At 59.9% G+C, this 24,906-nt stretch carries 22 protein-coding genes; 9 read left to right on the top strand and 13 right to left on the bottom strand.

Annotated features, from left to right (window positions below; translation table 11 throughout):
• Window positions 1-34: 34 nt before the first annotated feature.
• From ABD903_RS09715 to ABD903_RS09700, 4 genes are all read left to right on the top strand, one after another.
• Window positions 35-940: a hypothetical protein gene (locus ABD903_RS09715; RefSeq protein WP_345223689.1), complete on the top strand. Its 906-nt coding sequence runs from the start codon at window positions 35-37 to the stop codon at window positions 938-940.
• Window positions 919-1,911 carry a hypothetical protein gene (locus ABD903_RS09710; protein ID WP_345223687.1) on the top strand — a complete coding sequence of 331 codons (993 nt, stop codon included), beginning with the start codon at window positions 919-921 and terminating at the stop codon, window positions 1,909-1,911. Before ABD903_RS09715 ends, ABD903_RS09710 begins: the two co-directional genes overlap by 22 nt.
• A gap of 79 nt (window positions 1,912-1,990) precedes the next feature.
• Entirely contained in the window at window positions 1,991-3,115 is a 1,125-nt protein-coding gene (locus ABD903_RS09705) for a transglutaminase domain-containing protein (protein ID WP_345223685.1), read from the top strand.
• Window positions 3,116-3,233: 118 nt separating this feature from the next.
• Window positions 3,234-3,458, top strand: coding sequence for a DUF2905 domain-containing protein (locus ABD903_RS09700; RefSeq protein ID WP_345223683.1), 225 nt, complete (start codon window positions 3,234-3,236; stop codon window positions 3,456-3,458).
• A 141-nt stretch (window positions 3,459-3,599) separates the two neighbouring features.
• Here ABD903_RS09700 and ABD903_RS09695 read toward each other — a convergent pair whose 3' ends face one another.
• Window positions 3,600-5,450 (bottom strand): prolipoprotein diacylglyceryl transferase family protein, encoded by a 1,851-nt coding sequence (locus ABD903_RS09695; RefSeq protein WP_345223682.1) that lies wholly within the window; start codon window positions 5,448-5,450, stop codon window positions 3,600-3,602.
• A 510-nt stretch (window positions 5,451-5,960) separates the two neighbouring features.
• Window positions 5,961-7,454, bottom strand: a complete 1,494-nt coding sequence (locus ABD903_RS09690) for an SDR family oxidoreductase (RefSeq protein ID WP_345223680.1) — start codon at window positions 7,452-7,454, stop codon at window positions 5,961-5,963.
• Window positions 7,455-7,662: 208 nt separating this feature from the next.
• On the opposite strand from ABD903_RS09690, the gene ABD903_RS09685 reads away from it, so the two are divergent.
• Together ABD903_RS09685 and ABD903_RS09680 are read left to right on the top strand one after the other, a co-directional pair.
• A complete protein-coding gene (locus ABD903_RS09685; RefSeq protein WP_345223678.1) occupies window positions 7,663-8,331 on the top strand; it encodes a hypothetical protein in 669 nt (222 codons plus the stop codon).
• 76 nt (window positions 8,332-8,407) lie between these two features.
• A complete protein-coding gene (locus ABD903_RS09680) occupies window positions 8,408-10,063 on the top strand; it encodes a glycosyltransferase family 39 protein (RefSeq protein WP_345223676.1) in 1,656 nt (551 codons plus the stop codon).
• Window positions 10,064-10,236: 173 nt separating this feature from the next.
• Here the strand turns inward: ABD903_RS09680 and lysA are convergent, their stop codons facing one another.
• Both lysA and ABD903_RS09670 read right to left on the bottom strand, forming a co-directional pair.
• Window positions 10,237-11,379 carry a diaminopimelate decarboxylase gene (gene lysA, locus ABD903_RS09675; protein WP_345223674.1) on the bottom strand — a complete coding sequence of 381 codons (1,143 nt, stop codon included), beginning with the start codon at window positions 11,377-11,379 and terminating at the stop codon, window positions 10,237-10,239.
• 37 nt (window positions 11,380-11,416) lie between these two features.
• The gene (locus ABD903_RS09670; RefSeq protein WP_345223673.1) at window positions 11,417-12,748 is read right to left on the bottom strand and encodes an aspartate kinase; all 1,332 of its coding nucleotides are present in this window, start codon (window positions 12,746-12,748) and stop codon (window positions 11,417-11,419) included.
• 440 nt (window positions 12,749-13,188) lie between these two features.
• Here ABD903_RS09670 and ABD903_RS09665 point away from each other — a divergent pair, with 440 nt between their 5' ends.
• The 3 genes from ABD903_RS09665 to ABD903_RS09655 are packed head-to-tail and all read left to right on the top strand — an operon-like array spanning window position 13,189 to window position 15,022.
• Window positions 13,189-13,530: a hypothetical protein gene (locus ABD903_RS09665; RefSeq protein ID WP_345223671.1), complete on the top strand. Its 342-nt coding sequence runs from the start codon at window positions 13,189-13,191 to the stop codon at window positions 13,528-13,530.
• 51 nt (window positions 13,531-13,581) lie between these two features.
• On the top strand, window positions 13,582-14,130 hold the full coding sequence (locus ABD903_RS09660) for a T9SS type A sorting domain-containing protein (RefSeq protein WP_345223669.1): 549 nt from the start codon (window positions 13,582-13,584) through the stop codon (window positions 14,128-14,130).
• Between the two features lie 22 nt (window positions 14,131-14,152).
• Window positions 14,153-15,022, top strand: a complete 870-nt coding sequence (locus ABD903_RS09655; RefSeq protein ID WP_345223667.1) for a DUF2911 domain-containing protein — start codon at window positions 14,153-14,155, stop codon at window positions 15,020-15,022.
• Between the two features lie 162 nt (window positions 15,023-15,184).
• Here ABD903_RS09655 and ABD903_RS09650 read toward each other — a convergent pair whose 3' ends face one another.
• From ABD903_RS09650 to bioA, 9 genes are all read right to left on the bottom strand, one after another.
• Window positions 15,185-17,320, bottom strand: coding sequence for a glycoside hydrolase family 97 protein (locus ABD903_RS09650; RefSeq protein ID WP_345223665.1), 2,136 nt, complete (start codon window positions 17,318-17,320; stop codon window positions 15,185-15,187).
• A gap of 93 nt (window positions 17,321-17,413) precedes the next feature.
• Window positions 17,414-17,800 (bottom strand): hypothetical protein, encoded by a 387-nt coding sequence (locus ABD903_RS09645; protein WP_345223663.1) that lies wholly within the window; start codon window positions 17,798-17,800, stop codon window positions 17,414-17,416.
• 22 nt (window positions 17,801-17,822) lie between these two features.
• Window positions 17,823-18,287, bottom strand: a complete 465-nt coding sequence (locus tag ABD903_RS09640) for a GNAT family N-acetyltransferase (RefSeq protein WP_345223662.1) — start codon at window positions 18,285-18,287, stop codon at window positions 17,823-17,825.
• Between the two features lie 60 nt (window positions 18,288-18,347).
• Window positions 18,348-19,283 (bottom strand): alpha/beta hydrolase, encoded by a 936-nt coding sequence (locus tag ABD903_RS09635; protein WP_345223661.1) that lies wholly within the window; start codon window positions 19,281-19,283, stop codon window positions 18,348-18,350.
• 131 nt (window positions 19,284-19,414) lie between these two features.
• Entirely contained in the window at window positions 19,415-20,098 is a 684-nt protein-coding gene (locus tag ABD903_RS09630) for a hypothetical protein (protein ID WP_345223659.1), read from the bottom strand.
• 14 nt (window positions 20,099-20,112) lie between these two features.
• Window positions 20,113-20,820 (bottom strand): hypothetical protein, encoded by a 708-nt coding sequence (locus tag ABD903_RS09625; protein WP_345223657.1) that lies wholly within the window; start codon window positions 20,818-20,820, stop codon window positions 20,113-20,115.
• Between the two features lie 82 nt (window positions 20,821-20,902).
• Window positions 20,903-22,267 (bottom strand): M28 family metallopeptidase, encoded by a 1,365-nt coding sequence (locus ABD903_RS09620; RefSeq protein WP_345223655.1) that lies wholly within the window; start codon window positions 22,265-22,267, stop codon window positions 20,903-20,905.
• Between the two features lie 84 nt (window positions 22,268-22,351).
• A complete protein-coding gene (locus ABD903_RS09615; RefSeq protein ID WP_345223653.1) occupies window positions 22,352-23,533 on the bottom strand; it encodes a beta-ketoacyl synthase N-terminal-like domain-containing protein in 1,182 nt (393 codons plus the stop codon).
• Entirely contained in the window at window positions 23,526-24,854 is a 1,329-nt protein-coding gene (bioA, locus tag ABD903_RS09610; protein ID WP_345223652.1) for an adenosylmethionine--8-amino-7-oxononanoate transaminase, read from the bottom strand. Before bioA ends, ABD903_RS09615 begins: the two co-directional genes overlap by 8 nt.
• Window positions 24,855-24,906: the final 52 nt, after the last annotated feature.

The raw sequence follows: 24,906 nt of genomic DNA, 5'->3' as shown, positions 1-24,906 counted from the left end.
CGAACCAACTGCCGCCGAAGCAGGCTCCGCCCCCGTGCTTGCCAAACAGCCGCCGCTGCCAACCATAGCTTCCGTACGAACGGCCGCTGAGGTACTGCAGCTGCTGGCATCAGTGGACGCAGCCTACGACCATTTTACCATTGATACAGCCTTGCGCGTGCCCGACCCGCGGGTGGCCTGGCGCTACCGTGAGGCGGGCGTGCGGGCGTGGGAACGGGCTGATCTGGATGGCAACGGCCGCCCTGACCTGGTGGTGACCGGCCTGCTTGAACATGGCGCGCCTTATCCGCAAACCAGCGCGGTGGTGTGCTTGCTGGACATGGGCGACTCGCTGGTACTCGACGACCTAGGTCGCCGCTACGAGCGTTATGGTCCGGTAGCCCGCATCGTATACCAGCAGGGACGGCCGTTGTTAAGTTATCAGGATTTTGCTCCGCCGATTTTACAGGTTGATAGCCTGCGGGATGCCCAAGCATTCCTGCTCACGTACCGCTTTGGGGGCTTTATCGAATACAATCCTAGGCCCGGTCTGCACGGGCCGTTTGACAGCCTCAGCTACAAGCACGATTTCGCCTACAATGACTTCAATACCTCCAAGCTGGTGCTGAACGCAGCGGGCACGGCAACCTATAGTGCGTGCAAAGGACCGGTGTTGAAGGAAAGAGGCCCCACAATCTGTGAGCAGCTTACTGCTACCGTTGCGCCCGTGCAGCTAAACGAACTCATGGAACTGGTAAATTATCTGGATGCCGATCAGCTTCAGCCGCGCTACCGGGCGTTCATTAACCACGTTCCAGCTGCTACCTTGACGCTTGCGTACCGCGGACGCCGCATTAGAGTGTATGACGACGGAGAGAAAGGTACGTTTGGACTCATGCGCATATACGAATTGCTAAGCAACCTGCGCGAAACCCAGCAATGGCAGCCTCTCCAGCGTTGATTTCTTGGTTTCAGTGGCTGCTATGGGTGCCCCTCGTTTTGGCAGTTGGCCTTGGAATGCCGTTGAATGCCCACGCCCAACTGGCAACTGAGCCCAGTCGCATTGCTGCCATTCAGACCAATGCCGATGTGCTGGGGCTGATTCGCCCCCTGGGTTGGGAATACGCCGAGGCCATATCAGGAGACTCAGCCGTACGGGCTTACGAGTCTTATCAAGGCACACGCTTTGCCGTACGCGGCGCCCAAACCTGGTTTAAAGCCGATTTCGACGGCAACGGCCATCTGGACTTACTGGTCTTGGCCCGGCGCAAAGGCATTCCGCTGGTGTTCTGCGTCCTCGATTCCGGGCAGAACAGGCTCCGGGTGGTGCGCAATTTTTACGATTCAGGTCGGCGTCGGCTGCCTAATGCGCGGGTAGTGCATCGCCAGGGCCAAGCCCTGTTGCAGTACACCGATTTTGCCCGACGGCTCGGTGGGAATGGTAAGCCTCGGCAGCGGAGAACCCAGCTGCTGGCTTTCCGGCAGGGAGGGTTCATCCCTTACGAGCGCCGCCCCACGCAGTATCGCATTGATACGGTGCGCTACCATTCGTTTTTCGGCTACAAAACCGCCACCACGCTCGATTTGCTTATCGATCCGGACGGACAGGCCTCATTACGTATTGAAAGTACTTCTTACGATGCACCGCATGTAACCACACGCCAAAATCTGGTAACGAACCTGGATGCGGCCACCCAAGCGGAGCTTACGGCGTTGCTGAATTACGTTCGGTTCAGGCAAAGGCGTAGCCGGTATAAGAAATTCGGGCTGAACCACCGGCCCATCGTGGAGCTTACAGTTGCCTACGACGGAGGGCGCCTCAAAACCATATACGACCCCAACGGCGACGGAACGGCTGGCCTCAGATGGTTGTACCGCTACCTCGAACAATTGCGCTACACGAAATCGTGGCAGCCTGGTACCAATCGGTGAATAAATTGATGATGAGCAGGCAACGGTAATAAAGTCGGTAACATCTTCCTGCCAAACACTAACACTTTCCCGTTTGGCTATGAAACGCTTACTTCTTTCCGTCGTTCTGTTGCTGCCCGGTGCGGCAACGTTTGCCCAATCTGCTACCTACCAGGGCTTGCCGGTCATTAAGGCGCAGCAGCCGCGGGCCGACTACCGCATGGGTCGGGAATGGGTTAAGGGCAACTGGAGTATTGCCCCGGAAACCAGCCCCGACGTGCTACTCCTGGCTTTGCACAAGAGCAAGGAAACCTTCGTGTTTCGTACCGATCGGGACTCCATTCGCTACCAGCTGACGCCCGGCAGCACGCAGCGTTTTTACGTGCAGCTCGCCGACGGCCGGTACGCGCTAACGGAAGTACGCTCCACCGCTTTCAAGGCCGAGCCGCTGCGCTTCGACACCCAGGCACCAGCCCAGGCCGCCGCTTACCCGTTTCGCTACGAGCCCGGCGTAAACAATGCCTACCTCACCCAATTAAGGCAGCAGTACAACCTGGATGCCGTGGTGCAAGGTGCCCGCAACGACACCGAGCGGGCCCAGCGTCTATTGCACTGGGTGCACAAGCAGTGGGACCACAACGGCGAAAACGAGCCCCAGAAACGGGATGCGCTGTCCATTCTGGAAGAGGCCAAGCAAGGCAAGCAGTTCCGCTGCGTGGAGTACGGTATCGTGGCTACTTCGTGTCTGAACGCCTACGGACTGAAATCGAGAGTGTTGGGCCTGAAAACCAAGGACGTAGAAACCACTGAAAGCGGCGCCGGTCACGTGCTGCTGGAAACCTGGTTGCCCGACCTGCAGAAGTGGGCCATTCTCGACGGGCAGTGGGACGTAATGCCCATGTTGCGCGGCAAGCCGCTGAACGCAGTGGAGTTTCAGCAAGCCATTGCCAAGAACTACAAAGACCTGGAGCTGCGCAGCTTGTCGGGGCCTGGCGTTAGCAAAATGGCCTACGTAAACTGGATCTACCCGTACCTGTACTACATGGACGTGAAGTTCGACAACCGCGAAGGCCTCGGGCTGGAGCGCACCAAGCTCGATGGCAAGTCCGGACTGATGCTGGTGCCCGTAGGAGCCAAGGAGCCAACGGTTTTCCAAATCAAGAGCCCCATTAAACACTGCGTTTACACCCGCTCGGTGGCGGCTTTCTACGCCAAGCCGGAGTAAGTCTACGCTGTCTGTTTTCGCGACGCCGGAAGCCCAGGAAGTTGCTAACCGTTTTGGTTAAGCAGTCGTTGGGTGCGTATCTACGTTTACGAATAGATACGCACCCAAACGATGTCCAATGCCTCCCCAACTCGGTAAACTCCTCGTTCTCCTCGGCCTTGGCCTGGCCCTGCTGGGTGGCATTATCTGGTTGGGCGGAGGTAGCTTGTTTAGCTGGTTTGGCCGCTTGCCCGGCGACATCCGCATCGAGCGGCCGGGCTTTCGGTTTTACGCGCCGCTGGTTTCCATGCTGCTTATCAGTTTGCTGCTGAGCGCCGTACTGTGGTTGTGGCGGCGCTTGTAACGCGGCAAAGCATGGTTTGGTGAAGCCAGAAAGCCATGTAACGGCCGTTAATTCCCTGAGTTGAATTGGCCGGTTACTGGTCCGTTTGTCTGCGGCCGTCGGCTGTTGCAAGGAATGGTGCGAATAGCGGTTAGCTGGCGTTTACTTCTTTGCCAGCGGAATTCGGTAGCGCAGCTGGGCCCGCAACTGGTAATGCCGCTGAAAATCGGTGGCAGCGTAGGGCTCCAGCAGCAGGCTATTGCCGGCCACGCTGATCTGCCCGCTCAGAAAGCCCATGGTGCCCTGCGGATGGTGCCGAGCCCAGGCTACGCCACCGAGCAGGTAGCTACCGTCGGTTTTGCCGAAGCCGGAGCCCAACCCCAGGCGAATGGCGTTGTTGCCCAGTGCAATAGGCCCGGCGCCAATATCCGACTGCATGAAAAGCGTTTTGCGCACCCCGGTCCAAATCATCATATCGGGTGCCAGCTGATATCCGAGCGTATTGCCGGACAACTCGCGGCGTAGGCGCCGGGAGGGAAAACCCAGTTGCCCGATGTGCAGCCCCAACCGGTAGCCGACTTCCCAATGCCCACCATCGCCGAAGCGGGACTCCACATAGGGGTTAACGTCCCAAAGCTGCTTGGTTATGCGTGTGTCCTCGCCCGTTGTTATAAACGGCCCATTCGGGTCCAGGCTTTGAATACCGATGCGCTCGGCTCCGCGCCATACGCCCAACCCCAACGTGGTAACGTTACCCGATGGCCGCACGGTGCTGTACGCCACAGAGCCTCCTGCCACCTGGTAGCGGTGGTAATACGCGGTGCGGGTTGCGCTGCTGCCGCAACCGCCCCGGTCTACTATATCCTCGTCGTAGCGACCGTTGCCGGCGCCCACACCCAAAGTAAGGTAGCGGCGCACCGCCGAAGAATCGGAGGGGGCGGGAGCCTGGTTGGTGAAAAGCAGCACCATGGAGGCCAAACCCAACGGCAGCCCCATCTGCCGCGGGCGGGCAGCGCCGTAATGCAGCAGGGCCAGCACTTCCAGCACCAGTACCACCGTAAGCCCCGCCTTCACGATCAGCATTTCGGGCAGCGTGAGGGCGCCGGGGCCCAGCAGAGCCGTAACCGCCAGCAGCCCGGCCACGGTCAGCAGGTTGCGCATCGGGCGTGCCGGAGGCTGCACATCGGGGGCAAGTGCCTGCGCCGCCCGGGTGCGTTGCCACCACCAGCCCCAACTCAGCAGCAGGAGCGGCAGCAAAGTCCATTGCACCTGTTTCAGCGAAACGCCCGCCACGGTGCTCAGGGCCGCGCCCACCTGCTCGCCGGCTGGGTCGCGGGCAAACTCAATGATGAAACGCCCGCTCAGCAGTAGGGCCAGTTGCAGTAAACGCCAACTGCCGCCCGGCCAGGTCCGGTGCCGCGTCGACCACAGCACGGCTAGCGTAATCAGGCACAGAGCCAGGGTAAAAAGCTGGGTGGGCAGCACCGGCAACGAGTGCAGCGCAGTGGGCAAAATAAGGCCGCGCTCTACCTGCACCAGAAAAGGCAGCGTATCGGGTGCGTAAAGCACGCCCCAGCCGGCCGGAGCAAGGTGCCCGAAACAGCAGCCAGTGAGCAGGCAACCCACGCATTGTAGCGCGTATGCGGCGCACATGGGCAGGGCAAAGGCATCGACGACGTGCCAGCGGAAACCCAGCCAGCGCCGTAGCACCAGCACGCCCAAGGTACCGCCAATGGCCCCGCCCAGTACCGAGCGGGCCGTGGTGCTCGGCCACTCCCCGTGCTGCCAGAGCGCCGCCCACTCGGCGGCGGGAATGGCAATGAGCTTAGTGCCTACGATAAAAGCCAGCGTGGCGCCAGTAGTTAGCAGCAGCCAGGGGCGCAGCGGGTAGCCGCGCCGCTGGCCTTCCCACAACAGCAAGCCCTGGTTGAGCAGGAACGCCAGCAGGTAAAACGTGCTGTAATAATGCTGATCAACGGCAGAAGGAATCAGAATAGCGGCGAGTGGAAGCATACGCGAAGGAAATTATAACAGCTTGCACACGACTACCGCCCTGCTATGTAGCCTGATTGCCGCCGAGCGAAACCCGGCGAAATGCACCGGCTCCTGGGTGCCTTATGTGAAGGTAATGTTCAGCAAATTCTAACCTGAACCAAACCAAACTTACAGGATTTCAGACTTGCTGGACAATGCTGTTTAATGGTTAATGCCTTGATGAACAAAGTGCTACTTAGGTTGCAATCGGACTTTTAATTCACGCCGATTACGCCCGGCGGACTGGCTGATAAGTAAGACGTGCAGCCTGAGTCTTCTGCGCCGGGCTTTTGAAATGTTCTGTACTATAACGACCAATGCAAAATCAGTATCGCCGAGGTCTTGGTCCCGCACAGTCGATGGTACCCAACACGCGCATTGTATGACGTTAAGGCGCTGGACCGTAGCAAGGTAGCGCTCCGACGGGCCAGCGCTAAAGTTGCCCGTGACCCGGAAGATTCTGCTGCGGCGTTGTAAGTATTTAATCGATTACACCCTCGCCGTAACTGGCTTGGCGGCAGTAGCCTGCGGCCTTTGGCCGTAGTGCACGATATTCTCAATCATTCCTTTAAAAATAACGAAGTGGAAAGGCACCAGCGAATACCAGTAGAGGCGCCCGGCCAGGCCGCGGGGACGGAACGCCGCCAGCTGCTCCAGCGTGTGGGTGCCGTCGTCGTTGGGCAGAATGCGGAACTGCAGCCACGCCTCGCCGGGTAGCTTCATTTCGGCGTAGAGCAGCAGGCGCCCAGCCGCGCGGTCGGCTACCAGCACGCGCCAGAAATCTAGCGGGTCGCCGGGGCGGAGGTCGGTGGGGGAGCGGCGGCCGCGGCGCAGGCCCACGCCGCCTGCCAGTTTATCGAGCAGGCCGCGCACGCGCCAAAGCCAATCGGTTTTGTACCAGCCGCGCTTGCCCCCAATGCGCCACACGTTGTTGAGTACTTCTTCGGGCGGTCGGCTGAAGGCCAGGGTTTGGCGGTCGAAGAACATGCCGTGCTGCGGAATCTGCACGTAGTCCATGTAGTTTTTGTCGGCCACGCCGCTGCTCACGGCATCGGTCCAGCTGCTCACCACTTCGTTTTGCTCGATGCGCTGAAAAGCCAGCTGCAGGGCGGTTGCGTAGCTCATGCACACGTGCGGCACGGCCTGGCTGATGCTGCACCGCGGGTCGGCTACGGTATCGTTGCGCAGAGAATCGACGAGGCTGCGCGCCAGGGAGAACGAGGTACTGGTTACCAGGAACAGCCACCACGACGAAAGCCGCGGGGTAAGCACTGGCACCGTAACAATGGGCCGCCGAAACCCGCGTTGCTCAGCAAAACCCAGCAGCATCTGTTTGTAGGTCAGCACATCTGGCCCGCCAATATCGAAGGCCTTGCCCAGGCAAGCGGGGTTGCCGAGCACCGCGGTGAGGTAGTGCATTACGTCGCGCACGCCAATGGGCTGGCAGCGCGAGTTGAGCCAGCGCGGCCCCACCATCACGGGCAGTTTTTCCACTAGGTCGCGAATAATCTCGAACGACGCCGAGCCCGAGCCGATGATGATGCTGGCCCGCAAAACCGTGGCCTGGGCCCGGGCAGCGCCCTGCAGCGTCCGCTCCACGTCCTGCCGCGACCGGAGGTGTGTGGAGAGGTGGTGGTCGTTCACAATGCCCGAGAGGTAAATGACCTGCCGCACCGTGGTGGTATCGAGGTAGCGCACGAAGTTGCGGGCCGACTGCTGCTCGGCCCGGTAAAAGTCCTTACCGTTGGTGCTCATGGAGTGCACCAGGTAGTACGCCGCATCGAAGTCGGTGGGCAGTTGGCGCAGGGTATCGGGCTGGCGCAAATCGGCGCGGGCTACCTGCACCCGCTCCTGCAAGGGCGGCGGCAGCTCGAAGCGGCGCGGGTCGCGCACGAGGCAGGTTACCTGATGGCCCGCTTCCACCAGCAGCGGCAGCAGGCGTTGGCCTATGTAGCCGGTGGCACCGGTGAGCAAAATGCGCATAACGGGTTTGGGGTGTGGTGCTAAGCTAGAACCAGGGCCTGGGGCAGAGGTTCAGAATCGGTAACGTAAACGGCTGGGAAGTACTCCTAGGTAGCGGGGCTTTTGTGTCCTGAAGTACTGATAGAAGGCTCCAGCCGTTGCCGTGCAACCTTTCGCCGCGCAGGCAACTCTAACCGGTATTCATTTGCTCCCGTACCCTCACTTTCGCATGAAAACCTACTTACGCTTACTTCCTTCGCAGCTGCTGCTTGGCTTGCTCCTAACCGCTGTGAGCTGCTCGAAGGACAAGACCCTCCCGTACTACCAGTTTACCGCGGAAGACCGGAAATGGCTGACCGCCAAAAACGGCGACGTATGGGCTTTCGAAAATGCGCAGGGCAAGCGCATGCGCTTTCAGCTTCACAACGTGCGGGAAGAAAAAGCGACGGTTACCGAACCCGGCACGTTCAAAATGGAGGATCAGTACCACCACGACCGTTATTCCGTTGCCATGTTTCGCCTGGATACGGTCCTGTCCAACTTGAGCCATTTCGAATTCAAGCGCGACTTGCCCACCGGCACTACGTACAAGAACGCGCCAAAAGACAACGGGCAGTTCCACATTAAGGCGCACTGGGATGGGTACATCGGCAACCCGTCGCGGGAAAGGCCCGGCGAGCTGAATCTGCCGGCCGTGGAAGAAATGAGCAGCCGGTTTCAGCAGCTTACGGTGCGCAACCGCCGCTACGAAAACGTGCTGGAAGTAACCTCCGACGGACAGTGCAGCACCTGCTTCATCCCCGGCGGCATTCCTTTCCATAAGCTGTACTACGATCAGCGGTACGGCGTGGTGCGCCTCATTGAGCGGAACGGCGACGTGTGGGACCGGTTGCCGTAGCAGCGGCCGGAGGCGTCATTTGCTTTACTTTTGCCGCCGTTCTTCGTCTGCCTGCTCTATGCTGTTTTCCGCCCCAATGTCTTCCCGAGTATGGTTATGGCTGTTTGTGGCGGTGTTGGGGGCAGCTTTTCTCATTAACCTGAACGCGTGGGGCGTGCTGGAAACCAGCGAAGCCCGCTACGCCGAAATCGGACGCGAAATGCTGACGTCCGGCGACTGGCTGCGGCCGCGCCTGCTGGGCATTCAGCATTTTCATAAGCCGCCCCTTACGTATTGGCTCACGGCGGCCGGGCTGGCCCTTTTTGGCGGCAGCGCGGGCGCCGTGCGGGTGTTGCCTGTGCTGGCCGTGTTGGCGCAGGTGGGACTGGTGTACGCTCTGGCCAGGCTGGTATTCCGGGGCGATGCGCGCCGGGCCCTGGCCACGGCTGTGGTGTACGGTACGTTGCCCGTGGTACTGGTTTCGGCCCTGAACGTGACTACCGACGTGTACCTGGCCACGCTCGAGCTGTTGGCTACTTATGCTTTCGTCCGTTACCACGCCACGCCGGCCGAGCAACCGGCCGCACGGTGGCTGTACCTGGGTTGGGTAGCCCTCGGATTGGGTTTTCTTACCAAGGGGCCGGTGGCGGCAATGTTGCCCTCCATGGCCGTAATCAGCCTGCACCTAACGCCCGAAGCACCGCGGCGGCGCTGGAGCCCACAACACATATTGACCGGAGCAGTGTTTGCGCTGCTGGGCCTGAGCTGGTATTTGCTGCTGGTGGCCGATAACCCTGAGTTTCTGCGCTACTTCGTGCTGGAACACACCGTGGAACGGTTTTCCAACGCGGCGGCCTTCAACCGCAGCAAGCCATGGTGGTTTTATCTCGTGCTGGCTCCTTTGGGTGCTTTGCCGTGGTCGGCGGCGCTGGCGGTGGAGCTAGGGCGCACCGGCTGGCGCGCACTGGGCCGGCGCTGGCAAATGATGCTGCTGTGGTGGGTATTGGTGCCGCTGCTCTTTTTTTCGCTCTCGAAATCGAAGCTGCTGCTTTACGTGCTGCCCATTTTCCCCGGCGTCGCGCTCCTGACCGTGGAACTGCTGGGCCGCCGCACCGATGCCGTGCTGCTGCGCTGGTACGTGGGTTTTGTGGCGGTGTTTGGCTTGGTGTTGGGGGCCTTGTGTTTGTTGCCCATCTACGGAACCCCTTACGGGCTCGACATCAGCCCCATTACCATTATTTGGCCGGCGGCGGGCATTGTGGTGCTCATTCTCACGCACATTTTCTGGGACGAAGTGCGCATTGCCCCCCGGCTGCTGGTGCTTACCGTGGTGTTTACCGCCGCCCTGCTGCTCAGCGCCAAACCCATGCTCGGGCAGCTTGAGGTGGCCGCCAACGGTACCCGCCCCGTGGCCACTCGGTTAAAGGAGTTGGGCTTGGCTAGCCGGCCGGTTCTGGTGTATGATCAGCTGCTGCCGTCCCTGGCTTTTGAGCAGCAGCGCCTGCCCGTGTCGCTCTACGACGGCAACCACAACCTACGCCGCGAAACCCAATTTGAGCGTTCCGAAGCCTGGCGCAGTCACTTGGTCGACCTGAGCAATCCGGCCGATACTGCCCTTCTGCGTCCCATCAGACGGCAGCACGCCGTGGTCTTGGTGCGCGGAGAGTTGCCACCCGACCGCCAATGGCTGGTTGAGGGGCTGCCTTCGCACGAGCACGTGGGCAAATGGAAGATTTACTACAGCGGCTGGTAGTAGCTGCGTTCTGTGCAGGCTGCTCAACCACGAGGCCTAACTGTGGCAACGATTCCGTTCAACGACGCGTGGCCGGCAAGCTTAGCTTGCCGGCCACGCCCGGTTCCGCGCCGCTCGCGCCGCGTGCAATACCTCTGCCTCACGACCAATAACGTGCGGCTTATGAAGCAAAATTACACGTACACTGCCGGCGCTAAATCGCGAAGGTTGTAGCGCGAGGCCATTACCTCGCCGTAAGCACCGGCCGTACGCAGCACCACCAAGTCGCCGCGCTTGGTTTCGGGCAGCGGCACCTGCCGCCCAAACGTGTCCGACGACTCGCAGATAGGCCCCACTACATCGTACAGCTGCTCGGGGCCTTGGCTGCTGAGGTTCTCGATGAGGTGAAAACTCTGGTACAGCGCCGGCCGGATGAGCTCGGTAAGCCCGGCGTCCAGAATGGCGAAGCGCGTCTGCTGGCTCTCCTTTAGGTACAGCACCCGGCTCACCAGCGTGCCGCACTGCGCCACCAAAGAGCGACCCAGCTCCACATGCACTTGTTGGCCGAGGCGGCGCTTCAGCAAGCGTTCGAATATGCTGAAGTACGCCTCGAAATCGGGAATTAGCTGCTCATCGGGTTGCTGGTAGTTCACGCCCAAGCCGCCGCCCACGTTCAGGTGGGGCAGCACGAAACCGCGGTGTTCAAACCACAGCTGCAGTTCGTTTACGCGGTGGCACAAGGTTTCGAACACGGCCAGATCGGTGATTTGCGAACCAATGTGCACGTGCAGGCCCACCAATTCCACGTGCGGCAGCGCGGGCAGTAAATCGGTAACGGCAGCCAGCTCGGGCATGCCAATGCCGAATTTATTGGCCGACAGTCCGGTGGTAATGTAGTGGTGGGTGCGGGCGTCCACGTTCGGGTTTAGGCGCAGGGCCACGCGAGCTTTGCGGTTCTGTGCACCGGCCAGCTCGTTGAGCACCACCAGCTCCTCACCCGATTCCACATTGAAGCACCAAATGTCGGCGGCCAGGGCGCGGTTGATTTCGGCATCCGATTTACCGACGCCGGCAAACACCACGTGTTCGGGTGCGAAACCGGCTTCCAGGGCGCGTTGCACTTCGTTGCCGCTCACGCAGTCGGCCCCAAAGCCGTGCTCACGCACCAGCGCCAGTACGGGCTCGTTGGCATTGGCTTTCAGGGCGTAATGCACGTGAATGTCGCGGGGCTGCGCGGCTTGTTGCGCGGCCCGCAGGGTGCGACGCAGCAGGTCGAGGTCGTAGAGATAAAAAGGAGTGGGCCGGGTGGCGAAGTCCGGCGGCAGTTGCAATGGCATTGGGAGAGAAGTAAAGGAGCGGGTCGCAATGCCCGGGTTAGGCCACGGCGGTACGGGCAAATAGGCCGGCGTTCAGCGCTTTCAGGGTGCGGGTTTTGTCGGCGGTGTTTACCAGCAGGCTGATGTTGTTGGGCGAGCCGCCGTAGCTGATCATGCGCAACGGAATATTCTGCAACGATTCAAATACTTGGCTGGCAGCGCCGTGGCTATTCTGAATGAGGTTGCCCACGAGGCAAATGATGGTTTGGTTTTCATCGACCTCCACCGAGCCAAAACGTTGCAGCTCGGCCACAATTTCGGGCAGGTGCGTGGCGTCGTCGATGGTCAACGACACGGCTACTTCCGAGGTCGTAACCATGTCGATGGACGTGCGGTGCCGCTCGAACACCTCGAACAAGGACCGCAGAAAACCGTGCGCCAGCAGCATCCGGCTCGATTTTACTTTAATGGCCGTCAGCCCATCCTTGGCAGCCACGGCTTTGATGGCCTCCTGGCCGGTGCGGGCCGAAATAAGCGTGCCCGGCGCCTCGGGCTGCATGGTGTTCAGCAGGCGCACCGGAATGCCGTGCTCCCGGGCCGGCAGTACCGAGCTGGGGTGCAGAATCTTCGCGCCGAAGTACGCTAGCTCGGCAGCTTCGTCGAACGACAGCTCCCGAATAGGGTAGGTGCCTTCCACCACGCGCGGGTCGTTGTTGTGCAGCCCGTCAATGTCGGTCCAAATCTGGATTTCCTCCACACCGGCCGCTGCACCCATCAGCGAAGCGGAGTAGTCGGAGCCGCCACGCTTCAGGTTGTCAATCTGGCCCTGGGCGTTGCGGCAGATGTAGCCCTGCGTGATAAACAGGCGGGTATTGGGGTACTGGGCCAGCTGCGCGGTCAGGTGTTCCCGAATGTAAGCCGCGTCCGGCTCGTCGTCGGCATCGAGGCGCATGAAGTCCAGGGCGGGTAGCAAGGCTGCTTCCTGGCCTTCCACGGCCGTAATGTAGCGGTGAAACAGCAGCGTGCTCAGCAACTCGCCTTGTGCCAATATCACCCGCTCGCCACTTCCCGACAGGGGCTGGCGCGTGAGGCCGAAAATGGTTTTGAAATTTTCGTCGAGCACCTTAATAGCTTCGGCGGCCACTTCCGGCTCGGGCAGCAGCTCGCGGGCTACCATGTGGTATTGCTGACGCAGAATTTCGATACGCGCTGAGGCGGCCGTCACTTCGCCGGCGTACAGCAGCTGCGCAATATCGACCAGCGAGTTGGTGGTGCCGGACATGGCCGACAGCACCACGATGCGCGGCTCGTTAGAGCGAATCAATTCGGCCACGGCCCGCATGCGCGCGGCAGAACCAACGGACGTGCCGCCGAATTTGAGAACTTTCATGGAAGCGAAGGAGGGAAGTGACATGGGCTTAACCGCGGAGTGGGTTGCTCAAGTGAAACGCAAGAAAAAAGCGCCGGTTGGAGGACCGGCGCTGGTTATTCTGAGGCAGAGTAAACAAGGAATAGCGACGGTCAGGAGCGGGTACGTTTAGCCCGTTTCGCACACTTACCCTTTTTGCCCAACTCGCACGCTACGCCCACCGGAGCCGAACAGCTCACGGCCGCCGAGGCAGCAAAACCCGAGAAAAAGAGAAAAGCAGGAGCCGTCATAGCAATGGAAACGGATGGAACACCGAACGGGCGCCGTCGTTTGCGGCCGCAAGTACGAACTTAATCCGGCAAATTCCAGCGCGCCGCAGCAAAAATACTGCTTCCGAACGCGACGGGTGAACCGTTAAAAGAATAGCTTACAGTCGATTAATCTTACTGCGTATTGTATTCATGAAAAAGCTGCTACTCTTAGTGTTGGCGCTGGGCTTGCTGCCAGCGGCTTCGGCCCAAACCTGGTGCCCGCCCGGGGCCACCTGGACGTACGACTTCGTAGACATGTTTGAGCGCGGCGACTTGGTGATACGCTACCAGCGCGACACACTTATAAACGGCCAAACCGCTCAAGTACTGCACCGGGAGTTGCGGACCGTTAGCTACCCCGGCGGAATAATGGGGCCGCCTTACCGCATTCCCGACCTGATTACCCGCGCTACGGCCGACCGCGTGGAGGTTCTGGGCAACGGGCAGTTCACCACCTTGTACGATTTCGCGGCCCTGCCCGGCGCCTCCTAGATTACCTTCGAAGTAAGTCCGAGCGGGACTTGCTCGCAATTTCCCGTGCGAATGATAGTCGACAGCGTAGGACGGCAGACGGTGAACGGGCGTAACCTGCGGTGGCTGCGCGTACACCAGGAAAACCTGCCGGGAAACCAGCCGACGTTTAACCGGCCCTGGCCCGGCCGCATTTACGAAGGAATTGGGGCAGTAGGGCGCTACCTGCAGACCAGCGGCTACTACTGCGGTGGCACCGACCCTGGTTACATGGGCAGCTTGTTGTGCTTCCGTGCCACGGGGCAAGCCACGTATTATCCGCCCGCTAACGTCAGGCAAAGCTGCACCACCATTTTATCATCGGTGGGCCAACAAACCACCCGGTACGACTTTGAGGCGTATCCCAATCCTACCGATGGTCCACTAGAATTTCGCCAGCCAGCCGGCCCCGCGGGGGCTTCCTACACGCTACACGACCTTACCGGCCGGTGTCTGCAAACTGGCGCGGTGCCCGGCACGCAGCGCCTGAGTTTAGCGGAACTGCCCAGCGGGGTTTATATACTTGGCATTAGGCTTGCGGGAGGCAACAAACAGCTGGTGCGGCGTGTTGCCCGCTACTAACTTGCTCCCGTTTTCTGCCCGCATGAAGCGTTTCTCCACCATTCTTGTGCTTATCGGCGGCTTCGTCGGTACGGCCGCCTTGCCCGCCCAAGCCCAGCAGCAGCTGAGCTTGCCCGTTATGAGCCCCGCCGTACACGTGCGTCAGGCCTTTTCCACCACCTTCATCGATCTGAAATACTCGCGCCCGTCGAAACGCGGCCGCGAGGTATTTGGCAAGCTGGAACCCTACGGCAAAGTGTGGCGCACCGGGGCCAACTCCTCCACACGCATCAAGTTTGGCGAAGAGGTGAAGTTTGCGGGCCAGATTGTACCCGCCGGCACCTACGCCCTGTTCACCATTCCCGACCCCAAGGAATGGACCGTAATCCTGAATAAAGACACCTCGCAGTGGGGCGCCTACGATTACAAGCCAGACCTTGACTTACTGCGCGTGAAGGTGAAACCCACCGTTTTAACGGCCCCGGCCGAGACCTTCTCGCTGATGCTGGAGAACCTGCAGCCCGAAGCCGCCGATTTGGTCATGCGCTGGGACAAAACCCAGCTGAGCGTGCCTATTGTCGCCGATGCCGACGCCCGCGTGATGAGCCAGATTCAGGAGGCCATGAAGGGCGACAAACGACCGTACTTCAACGCCGCGCAGTATTACTACAACACCGATAAAGACCTTGGCCAGGCCGTGAAGTGGATGGACGAGGCCCTCAAGCAGCAGCCCGACAGCTACTACTTCAGCTACTGGAAGGGCAAAATGCTGCAAAAAGCCAAACGCAACGCCGAAGCAGCCGAAGCCGCCCGCAAGTCACTGGAACTGGTAAAGGCCGAGAAAAGCACCCCGCTCCGCGAAGAGTATGTTCGCCTGAACCAGCAGCTGCTGGCCGAAGTGGGGAAGAAATAACAATTTGTCAGTAAGCCTTAAACGTGCTGCTGAACGGAGCCGATGCAGAACGTTTAAGGGATTGTTAGGCTTTCGGAATGAACTCCTAATCACTACTATCAAACAGAAAAACCGGCCAGTTGGCCGGTTTTTCTGTTTCAGCAAATGTGGGCGCTGTTTCAGTTACCTAAACCCTGCTGCCTTTGTTGGTTTAAAACTCACTGCCGTGCCACCGCCGGGGGCCAGTTGCAGCTTTAGCACCGATTTGCTGTCCACCGTCATCCGGCGAATCTGGTAGCTCATGGGGTTCTTTTCCCAATCGGCAGTTTTGCCATCGGCGTACACGGTGGCCACGTATTTCTGGCCGGGTGTGAGAAACGTGAGCGGCACCCTTGACTGGCGGGCTTGCTCATCGGTTATGGCGCCGAGGTACCACTCGTCCTTGCCTTTGGCTTTGCGGGCGGTGGTGATGTAGTCGCCGGGCTCGGCTTCCAACACCTGGGTGTCGTCCCAATCCACCGGCACGTCCTTGATGAACTGGAAGGCGTCGGGACGTTGCTCGTAGGCTTCGGGCAGGTCGGCGGCCATTTGCAGCGGGCTGTACATGGTTACGTACAGGGCCAGCTGCTTGGCGAGGGTGGTGTGCACTTGGCGGCCTTTGTTGGCGGTGGGGTTCCAGTGCTCCAGCTTGATTTGAAAGATGCCGGGCGTGTAGTCCATGGGGCCGCCCATAAGCCGGGTGAAGGGTAGAATGGTTTCGTGCTCGGGCGGGTTGCCTTGGCTCCAGGCGTTGAACTCGTTGCCGCGGGCGGCTTCGTTGGCCAACCAGTTGGGGTAGGTGCGGTGCAAGCCCGTCGGCCGGATGGATTCGTGCATGTTGATCATGATGCGCCGGGCGGCGGTTTGCTCGGCGGCTCGCACGAAGTGGTTGCTCATCCACTGCCCGTCGTGGTGTTCCCCGCGCGGAATTATGCGGCCCACGTAGCCGGTTTTTACGGCGTCGTAGCCGTGGTCCTGCATAAACTGGTAAGCAGCGGGCATGCGCCGCTCGTAGTTCGTAACCGAGCCCGAGGTTTCGTGGTGCATAATGAGCTTCACGTTTTTGCTGGCGGCGTAACGCTGCAGCTCCTGCACGTCGAAATCGGGGTAGGGGGTCACAAAATCGAACACTTCCTCTTTCCAGTTGCCGTACCAGTCTTCCCAGCCCACGTTCCAGCCTTCCACCAGCACGCTTTGCAAGCCGTTTTTGGCGGCGAAATCGATGTAGCGCTTCACGTTGGCGGTGTTGGCGCCGTGGCGGCCGTGGGGCTTAAGGGCCTGCCAGTCGGTTTGGTTCAGCTTGATGTTGTTGACTTTGGCGTAGTCCCAGCTGCTGCGGTTCACGTGCATTTCCCACCACACGCCCACGTATTTCTGCGGCGTAATCCAACTCACATCCTGCAGCTTGCTCGGCTCGTTCAGGTTTAGAATCAGCTTGGACGTCAGCACCTCGGGGGCTTTGTCGCTCACCACCACGGTGCGCCAGGGCGTGTGGCAGGGCGCCTGCAAATACGCCTTGGCACCGGTGGCATCGGGGGTGAGCTGGCTGGTGAGGTCGAAGCGGGCGTTGTCCACCAGCAGCGACATGGCAGGGTAGTTTACCAGCGCCGCCTCGTGGATGTTGATGTAGAGGCCGTCGGGGCTTTTGAGCATGAGCGGCGTTTGCACCGCGTTCGGCGCTACGGGCACCTGCACGCCAATTTCGGGCGTGGACGGCGTGTTTTTCGGACCGACTTCGCTGAGCTTGGTGGTGGCGTAGAGGTACTCGTTGGTGTCGTAGTCGCCCCGAATCCAGAACGTTTTGCAGTCGGCGGCGAGGTTGAACTCGGTGCGCTCGTCCTGCACCGTGAAGTATTTGAGGTTGGGCTGCTCGGGAAACTCGTAGCGGAAGCCCAGGCCGTCGTCGAAAAGCCGGAAACGCACCCGTAGCTGGCGCTTCTCGGGCCCGGGCTGCTGCAGCGTCACGGCCAGCTCCTTGTACCGGTTACGAATCTGCTTGACCTCGCCCCACACCGGCGCCCAGGTTTCATCTGCCTGCGCGGAGTCTGTTTTTACCACTGTCAGGCCTTTCTCGAAGCCCGGCTGACCCTGAACGAGCACGGCCAGCCGGCTCGGCTTGAGCACCGTTTTTGAGCCAAAGCTGAGCTGGTATGTCGGTTCTCCGGTCGGGCCCAGTTGGAAGCTTAGGGCCAGCTTGTTGGTAGGGGAGTGGAGGCGCTGCGAAAGCGTGGGCAGGGAAGCCAGCAGTGTGGCGGCAAGCGTGAGAAAGGCGCGGTTCATAGAGCCGCAAGGTAAGGATGGTCCGCGGGTTAAGTTGCGTCGTTTTTTATGCCAAATTGGAGTTCACAGGGCACTAAAATATTCATATGAAGCTCAGACACTGATGTATCTTCTTTTAGGTGCTTCACCCTCGTAGTATATTACCTCAGCCGCTCCGAATATAAGAATAGAGCCTTCGATGCCGACAACTTTCTGTATGGCTTCTCGGACTGGCAATAACTTTCCATCATAGTTAGTGTCAGTAGAAATTACAGAGCAGTTGATAATGTGTTCATAGCTTTTTAGTTTATCAACAATAGCATGCGTTTCGTCCGGGCCTTTTATTTCCTGCATCAACTCCCATTTGAAATCCGTGAAATGGTATAGCGCTTCGATAAACTTACGCCTGTTCTGTGCGTGGGAGAGAAACGCCAGATAGCGTTCCTGCTTTTCTCTAACGATATACTTCTTTATAAAAGACTGCTCCTGTTGAGTTATCATGTTACTCTCTGCAGCCATTAGATCAAACCAATATGTTGCTTCGGTATATATTCCACTCCTCCACCGTCATTTCAAACCGCACTTCTCCGCTACCCGTCCGCCCGGTTTCGCGCCAACCTTGGCGGCGGTAGAACGTTTCGGCGCGGGTGCCGGAGTCGGTGCTCAGCCATACCGGGTGCGTGGTTTGCATAAAGTACCAGTCCAGCATCAACGCATGCAGCCGCTTGCCAATGCCCTGCGCGGCGTATTCGGGCAGTAGGAACAGCGCCCAGATGTTGTGCTCCAGCAAATCGGCAATGGCAAAGCCGACTACGGCACCATTGGCGGTAGTAGCTACCCAGCCTTTACCGCGCCGGGTGAGGTATTCCACGTAATCGGCGGTGGTAACCAGGGCGGGGTTGGAAAGCACGTTTTCGGTTACGGCTCCGCGGATTATTTCCAGCTCTGGAATGTCGCTCAACTGTGCTTCGCGGTACAGAATAGCCATATGGTCTTTCAGGGGATAAGGCTGCCGGCCTTGGCCAAGAGGGGCCGGCAGAACAGAAAATTAGCGTGTCGCTTCGGCCGTCTTGACTGGCGAAGCTTGCGCATTTTCGGTAATGGTTTGTGCAATATGGTTTAGGGCCTGTTTGGCTTCACGCATTACGGGCAAAAAGGGCCAGATATGCGGCATGCCAGCGCCGCGCACTACACGCAATGGCGCGCCCGCGTTGCGCAGCTTTTCAGCCAGCAGCTCGGCATCGGGCCGCATGATGTCGCGCTCGGCAATGAAAATCTGGGTGGGGATGAAGCCCTGAAACGTACCGTACAGCGGAGAAATGTCGGGGCTGCACAAATCCAGGTCGCCGGCACACATACGCTTAGCTGATAATGCCCCCGGCACCGACAGCATAATGTCCTGCCGATCGACCGCTGCAATGGCCGGATTGCTCAGACTGGCGTCGGCCACCGGCGACACCAGAATCAGGCTGTTCGGCAGTTCGCGGGTAGGTTGTTGCAGCAGCCGTTGCACCAGTAGCGTAAGCAGCGTAGCACCCACCGAGTCGCCAATCAGGATGATGTTCCGGGCCTCGTATTGGCCCAGTAGGTGGGCATACACTTCGTCGATGCTGCGGTTGATGGCCTCGATCTGGTTTTCGGGCGCTTTGGGGTAATCAACCAGATAAGCCCGCAGGCGGGTTTGCTTGACCAGTGTGGCTATGCTGTGCCAGTTGATTTCGGTGGGGCCGTACACGAAGGCACCGCCCGGGCAATACAGAATGGCTACATCCGGATTGCTAACCTCGTTCGGGGTAATTTCCGTGATGCTGGCCTGACCGACAGCGAAGGTCCTAAAGGGCAGGCCCAGCGTGTGCTTTTTGGTTGGGTGATGCACATCGTCCTTGCGCAGGCGGGCATAGTTAATCGGCGACTCGGAAAACGTTTTCTTGAGGCCTTTGAGCTTGATGACCGAAGCGGTGAGGTAGTAGGTAAGGCTGGGCATGATTGTACGTCGGAGAGTGGGCTTCACGGACGTGCAATGTACCGGCCAAGCTGCGCTTCTTTTAGGTGAATCACCCGTTTATGTGAGGCGGCTACACAAGGGGCATGGTAGTCATTCGGACACCCTTACTGCTAAGCGCGCTGCTTTCTGGAGCGCTGTGTTAAGCGCCGCACCAGCAGAAAAAGACCCACTGCCAGTAGCAGATAAAATGCAGCCTGGCCCACAACGTAACCAAGCCGACCGGCCTGCGACTGGTCCGGTTCGCCTTCGGCGTTTAGGGTGTACTGCCGGGCGTTATTTACCAGTTGCGGCTGAAGCCGAAAAGAGCTGAAAAAAGCAGCTTGTTGCTGCGGGTGTTGCGGACCGGGCTTGCCAGTAGGCAATACCTGGTACGTTATCAGATAGCCGTTTACATACACCGAGCGGCTGGTTATTTCGGCCGGCAGGGTTTGGTTGGTCGTGTTGGTATAGGTAAGCTCAAGGCCATCCAACCCGTCCACCGCGAAGGACTTTTGCCGCAGCACTTTGCCGCCACTGGCTTGCGTAGCGCCGCGGGCCAGGCCGAGGTAGAAATCGGATAACTCGCCCTGCGCCAGCTTAAACCCCGGCTGGTTGTCCAGGCGCCGACTCGTCACCATGTAAGTGCCCTCGTTGGCCTGCGCCGAGTAAATGCGCTGGCCCAGCGTGTCGAGCACCTGCGGCGCGGCTGGGAAGGTGATGCTGGCAATGCTGTCCAGGTTAACTGAAACCGGGCTTTGGGCTTGGGCTAGCAGTGGGAATAGCAGCAGGAAAAGGGCAGTAAGGAAACGCAGCATGAAGGCGGCAACTCTCAATCGAAATTGATAACGGTGGTATCGGTGTAGAGCACGGTCCGCCGTATAATAGTCCGGCTTTCATCCCTGAATGAGTAATTATATCCGTAGCCTCTGACGCGATTCGCAGTGTACTTGAAGAAACAGTAAGGCCTGTCAGGCAGCACCCACATTGTTTTTGTCAGGCTGAACTGTTGATTAGTGCGCGTGGTATCGAAAAAAATAGAGCCACCAAACCAGTCCCCCTGGTCGGCGTTGACGAAGGAAAAGCTGATGTCGGTTTTACCGTCTTTGCTTGAATTGATGTTGATTTTAACCGGCTTGTAAGGAGTGACTTCAAAGTCAGCATTATTGCCTTTCCCGTTGTTAATCAACGCGCCGTAATGGTAGCTGTCTAGATCGTGGTAATTATTCAAGTCGGCCAAGGTGGCACCACCCACAAGACGCACCCTATACTGCTTTCTGCCAAGGGCAGTGAAAGTCAATTTATAGTGGCCATCAGAATCAGAAACTCCGCCTGTAATAGAATCCTGCGAAGGTGTATTAAATAACATAGGCGTGATTTTCTGCACTTCCAACACAGCCCCAGAAACCCTTTCGCCGGTATACTTATTTGTCACGATGCCTTCCACCGTTGTCAGTGCCGGATCTTCGTTTCTTGAACAGCCCGTTAGGATTATAAGCAAAAAAGCACTTGACAACGCGTACCGAATTAGAAGAGGCATATCAGTTGTTTGCTAGAGGTAGACAAATCCATGATTGCCTCGCTCGCAAAAGGGTTGCATGCAGTGCGCGTGGTAAATGGTTTTACCTAACCGGCTTCGGAATTACCGGCAGGCTCTCGTGGCCTTGCTCATCCACCGAAGCCACCCCAAAGATGTAGTTGTCTTTGCTGTGGGGTAAATCGGCGGTGAGGCCTTGCACAGGGAAGCGCTGCTGCCACACCGGGGAAGTGGTTTCGCGCATGAGCACCACGTAGCCGGCGGGTTTGCGGCCGGTGGCGGGAGCTTCCCATTTCAGCTCGGTACGGTTGGTGAGGTTGGCCGTGAGCACGCCCACGTTGGTGGGCGCGGCCGGAGCTAGGGCCAGGTTGGCCATGGTAGCGAGGTTTACGGCCGTGTTCTTGCGCAGGTACTCGTAATCCACAAACTCGGCTAGGTCGCCGTACTGGCGGCCGTTTTCGGTGCGCAAATCCTGGTGTTGGTGCGTGAAATCCTCGTTCATCTCGGAGAAGCGCACGGCCGCAAAGCCCTGCTGGTTGAACGGGGTATGGTCGCCGCCGCGCAGGAAACGGTCGGGGCGGTACTCCATGGCTACGGTATGGCCGGGCACGTACTGCTCGCCGGCTTGCTTTGAGTAGCGGGCCAGCTGGCGGCTGGGCGAGTCGTTTTCAGAGGAAAGCTGGCGGCGCAGCTGGGCTTGCTCGGGCGTTTCGTTGGCCGGCACGCCTTCGCTGAACACGCGCACGTGGCCGGGCATGTGCAGGTCGGGGTCGTGGCCGTGGGAGTTGCCCACAATGTCGTTGTTGAGCATGCCCACGATGTTCCAGTTCTGAGCTTTGGCTTTTTTAGCCATGTAACCCGAGCCCAGCAAACCCTGCTCTTCGCCCTGCACAGCTACAAACACGAGGGTGCAGGGGAATTTCTGCTTGCTCATGATGCGGGCCATTTCCATTACCACGGCTACGCCCGAAGCGTCGTCGTTGGCGCCGGGCGCATCGGCGGTGCGGTTCATCACGTCGGTCACGCGGGAGTCCAGGTGCCCGCTCACAATGATGATGCGGTTGTCGTTGGGGTCGGTGCCGGGCAGCGTGGCCACCACGTTGGCCATAACGGTTTTCACGTCGATGCGGCGGCCATCGGGCTTCACCGTAAACGTGTCCTGCTCCACCTTCAGGCGGCCGCCGCTGGCCTTGGCGTACTTTTTAAACTCGTCCTCCACGTAGCGCCGCGCCGCCCCGATGCCGCGCTTCTTGCTCTTGGTATCCGAAAGCGTATGACGCGTACCGTACGACACCATTTTGGCAATGTCGTCTTTCAGCCGGTCGGCCGAAATTTCGCCCACCATTTGTTGAATGGTCGCATCGGTGGGAGGCGTTTGGGCAGCGGTTTGAGCTTGCAGTGCAAGGGGGAACAGCACCGCGGCGCCGAGCAGGAAAAATGGGAATTTCATAGAGAACGGAAGAACGAGAGACCTAAACTTACGCGGCGGCGGGCAAAACCGTGCAGAATTTGCAGAAAACCCGCCCAGCCGCCGCTAACCGACCACTGACACCAAAGCACTGGCCGCGTTGCCTCCGAAACCGGCAGCGTTTATCATTACCCGCTGAATGCGGCGCGGCGCAGGTCGGTGATTCAGCCAGGTATCAAACGGCAAAGGCGTCGGGACTACCTGGTTTTTGAGCAAGTGCAGCGCAAAATCAAGACTGAGCGCCGCTGAGGCGCCCAAGGTGTGGCCCAGCAGCCATTTGTTGGAGGTGCAAGCCGGAACATCAGCGCCAAAAACCAGCTTGACCGCCGCATGTTCAGAAGCGTCGCCGGCGGCGGTGCCGGGGCTGTGCAGCACTAGCAAATCCACGTCGGAAACCGACTTATCTGCCAGCTGCAAAGCTTGCCGCATGGCTTGCTGAAAATGCTGGCCATCGGGCGTCAGGCCGGTTTTGGTGCCCGTAGCCTCAAAGCCAAACCCCACGCTTTCCAGCAGCAAGTCACCGGGCTGAAGTTGGGCGGCGGGTACGGCTTCCAGGGCCAGCACAGCCGCGCCTTCCCCCAGCACGAAGCTGGAAGCGCCGCCCGCACCCGGGCGACACGGAAATTCGTCGGGCCGATGCGGGGAGTAGATGCGCAGGGCCTGCATTTGGGCCAGCGAGAAAGACGTCAGGGGCGCCTCGGTGCCGCCCGCCAAAAACCGCTCGGCCAAGCCGGCCTTCAGCCACGCTACCGCGTTGCCGAGTGCCTGCAGCGCGGTGCTGCAGGTACTCGAATGGCTAATGGCAGCGCCGGTTGCGCCCACGCTGTCGGCCACCCAGCTGGCCACGTTGCCCAGCGTGGTAAGCGGGGAGGCGGTAGTAGGCACGGCGCCGTGGTGCAGAAATTCGGCATGAAAGGTTTCCAGGCGTTCGGTAGCGCCGCGCGAGGACCCTAGGCTAACGGCCAGGGTCGCGCTATCGGTGGGCGTCCAATGGGCTTGCTCCACGGCCCGTTCGGTAGCCAGCAGGGCCAGCAGCACGCTGCGGTCGAGGGCGCGGTAAGCGGGGCGGCGCTGGCGCAACGCAGCTAGTGCCGCTTCGGCGGTTGGGGGAAGGGCCGCCACAGGCAATCCGGAGGCGGCATCAGGCCGAAAGGTTGTGGCAGCTGCGTGGGTAGGTACCGCTGAGAAACCCAGGGCCGATACGCTGCCCCAGCCGCGGATAACAACGCTGGCAAGCGGGCTAGTCATGCGGAAACTCGGGTAAACCGGCCAGTACGGACGCCGTGGCGGGACGCAGCACCAACTCGCGCATGGCCCGCAGCGTGTCGTACACCACCTGCAGCTCGTCGTTGGTGATGCAGTAGGGGGGCAGCACGTACACAATATTGCCCAGGGGCCGCAGCAGCACGCCTCGCTCCAGGCCTAGGGCGTAAAATTCGTCGCGGAGGCGGCTGAAGTAGGAAGTGCCTTCGGCTACCTGAAACTCCACGGCCAGAATGGTGCCGCGCTGCCGCACCTGGGCAATACCCGCTTGGCCCTGTAGCTCACGCACAAAGACGGCATGGCATTCCGCAACCCGGGCGCGGTCGGCGGCCGACTCGGGGGTGAGCAGCAGCTCCAGGCTAGCTAGCCCGGCGGTGCAAGCCACGGGGTTGGCGGTGTAGGAGTGGCCGTGGAAGAAGGTGCGGGTACGGTCGTCGCTTAAGAAGGCTTCGTAAATGGGGGCGGTGCAGGTGGTGGCGCCCAAGGCCATGGTACCGCCGGTCAGGCCCTTGGAAAGGCAGATGATGTCGGGCTGCTCCTGCAGAAAATCGGCGGCAAAAAGGCGGCCGGTGCGCCCGAAACCAGTCATGACTTCATCGGCAATGGTCAGTGCGCCGTGCGCGCGGCAGCGGTGAATAAGCGCATCCAGCGCGGCCGGCTCGTACATCACCATGCCCGCCGTACCCAGCACCAGCGGCTCGAAGATGAAAGCAGCTACGTCGTGCGCGGCCAGCACGGCATCAAGCTGCGCCAGCGCTGCGGCTTCGCAGCCCGGCACCGGCACGTCGATGAATTGCACCTCGAACAGCAGCGGCGCGAAGGGAGCGGTAAAGGTCGAGCGCGCACTCACCGACATGGCTCCGAACGTGTCGCCGTGGTAAGAGTCGCGGAAGGCTACCACGGTGCGGCGCTCGAGCTGACCCAGGTTGTGAAAGTACTGGAACGCCATTTTCAGCGCTACCTCAATGGCAGTAGCGCCGTTATCGGAGTAGAACACGCGCTGCTGATTGGCGGGCAGAATGCGCAACAGACCCTCCGCCAGTTCCACGGCGGCCGGGTGCGTAAAGCCCGCAAAAAGCACGTGCGCCAGCGTGTGCAGTTGCTCGCTCACGCGCCGGGCAATGTGCGGGTGCGCGTGGCCGTGCAGGTTCACCCACCAGGAGGCAATGGCATCGAGGTAGCGCGTGCCGTCTTCGGCCACCAGCCAGGCACCTTCACCGCGCACCACCGGAATGGGCAGGGGCGCCGTTTGCATTTGGGTGTACGGGTGCCAGAGAACGTGCTGGTCGCGGGAGGCTAAGGACATAAACGGGGAAAGGAATTTAGTTGTCAGTTGTCAGTTGTCAGTTGCGAGTTGT

This window comes from Hymenobacter koreensis (assembly GCF_039541855.1).
GTDB classification, from domain to species: domain Bacteria; phylum Bacteroidota; class Bacteroidia; order Cytophagales; family Hymenobacteraceae; genus Solirubrum; species Solirubrum koreensis.
The sequence above is the reverse complement of the archived record's forward strand: the minus strand, read 5'-3'. Positions and strand labels throughout refer to the sequence as shown.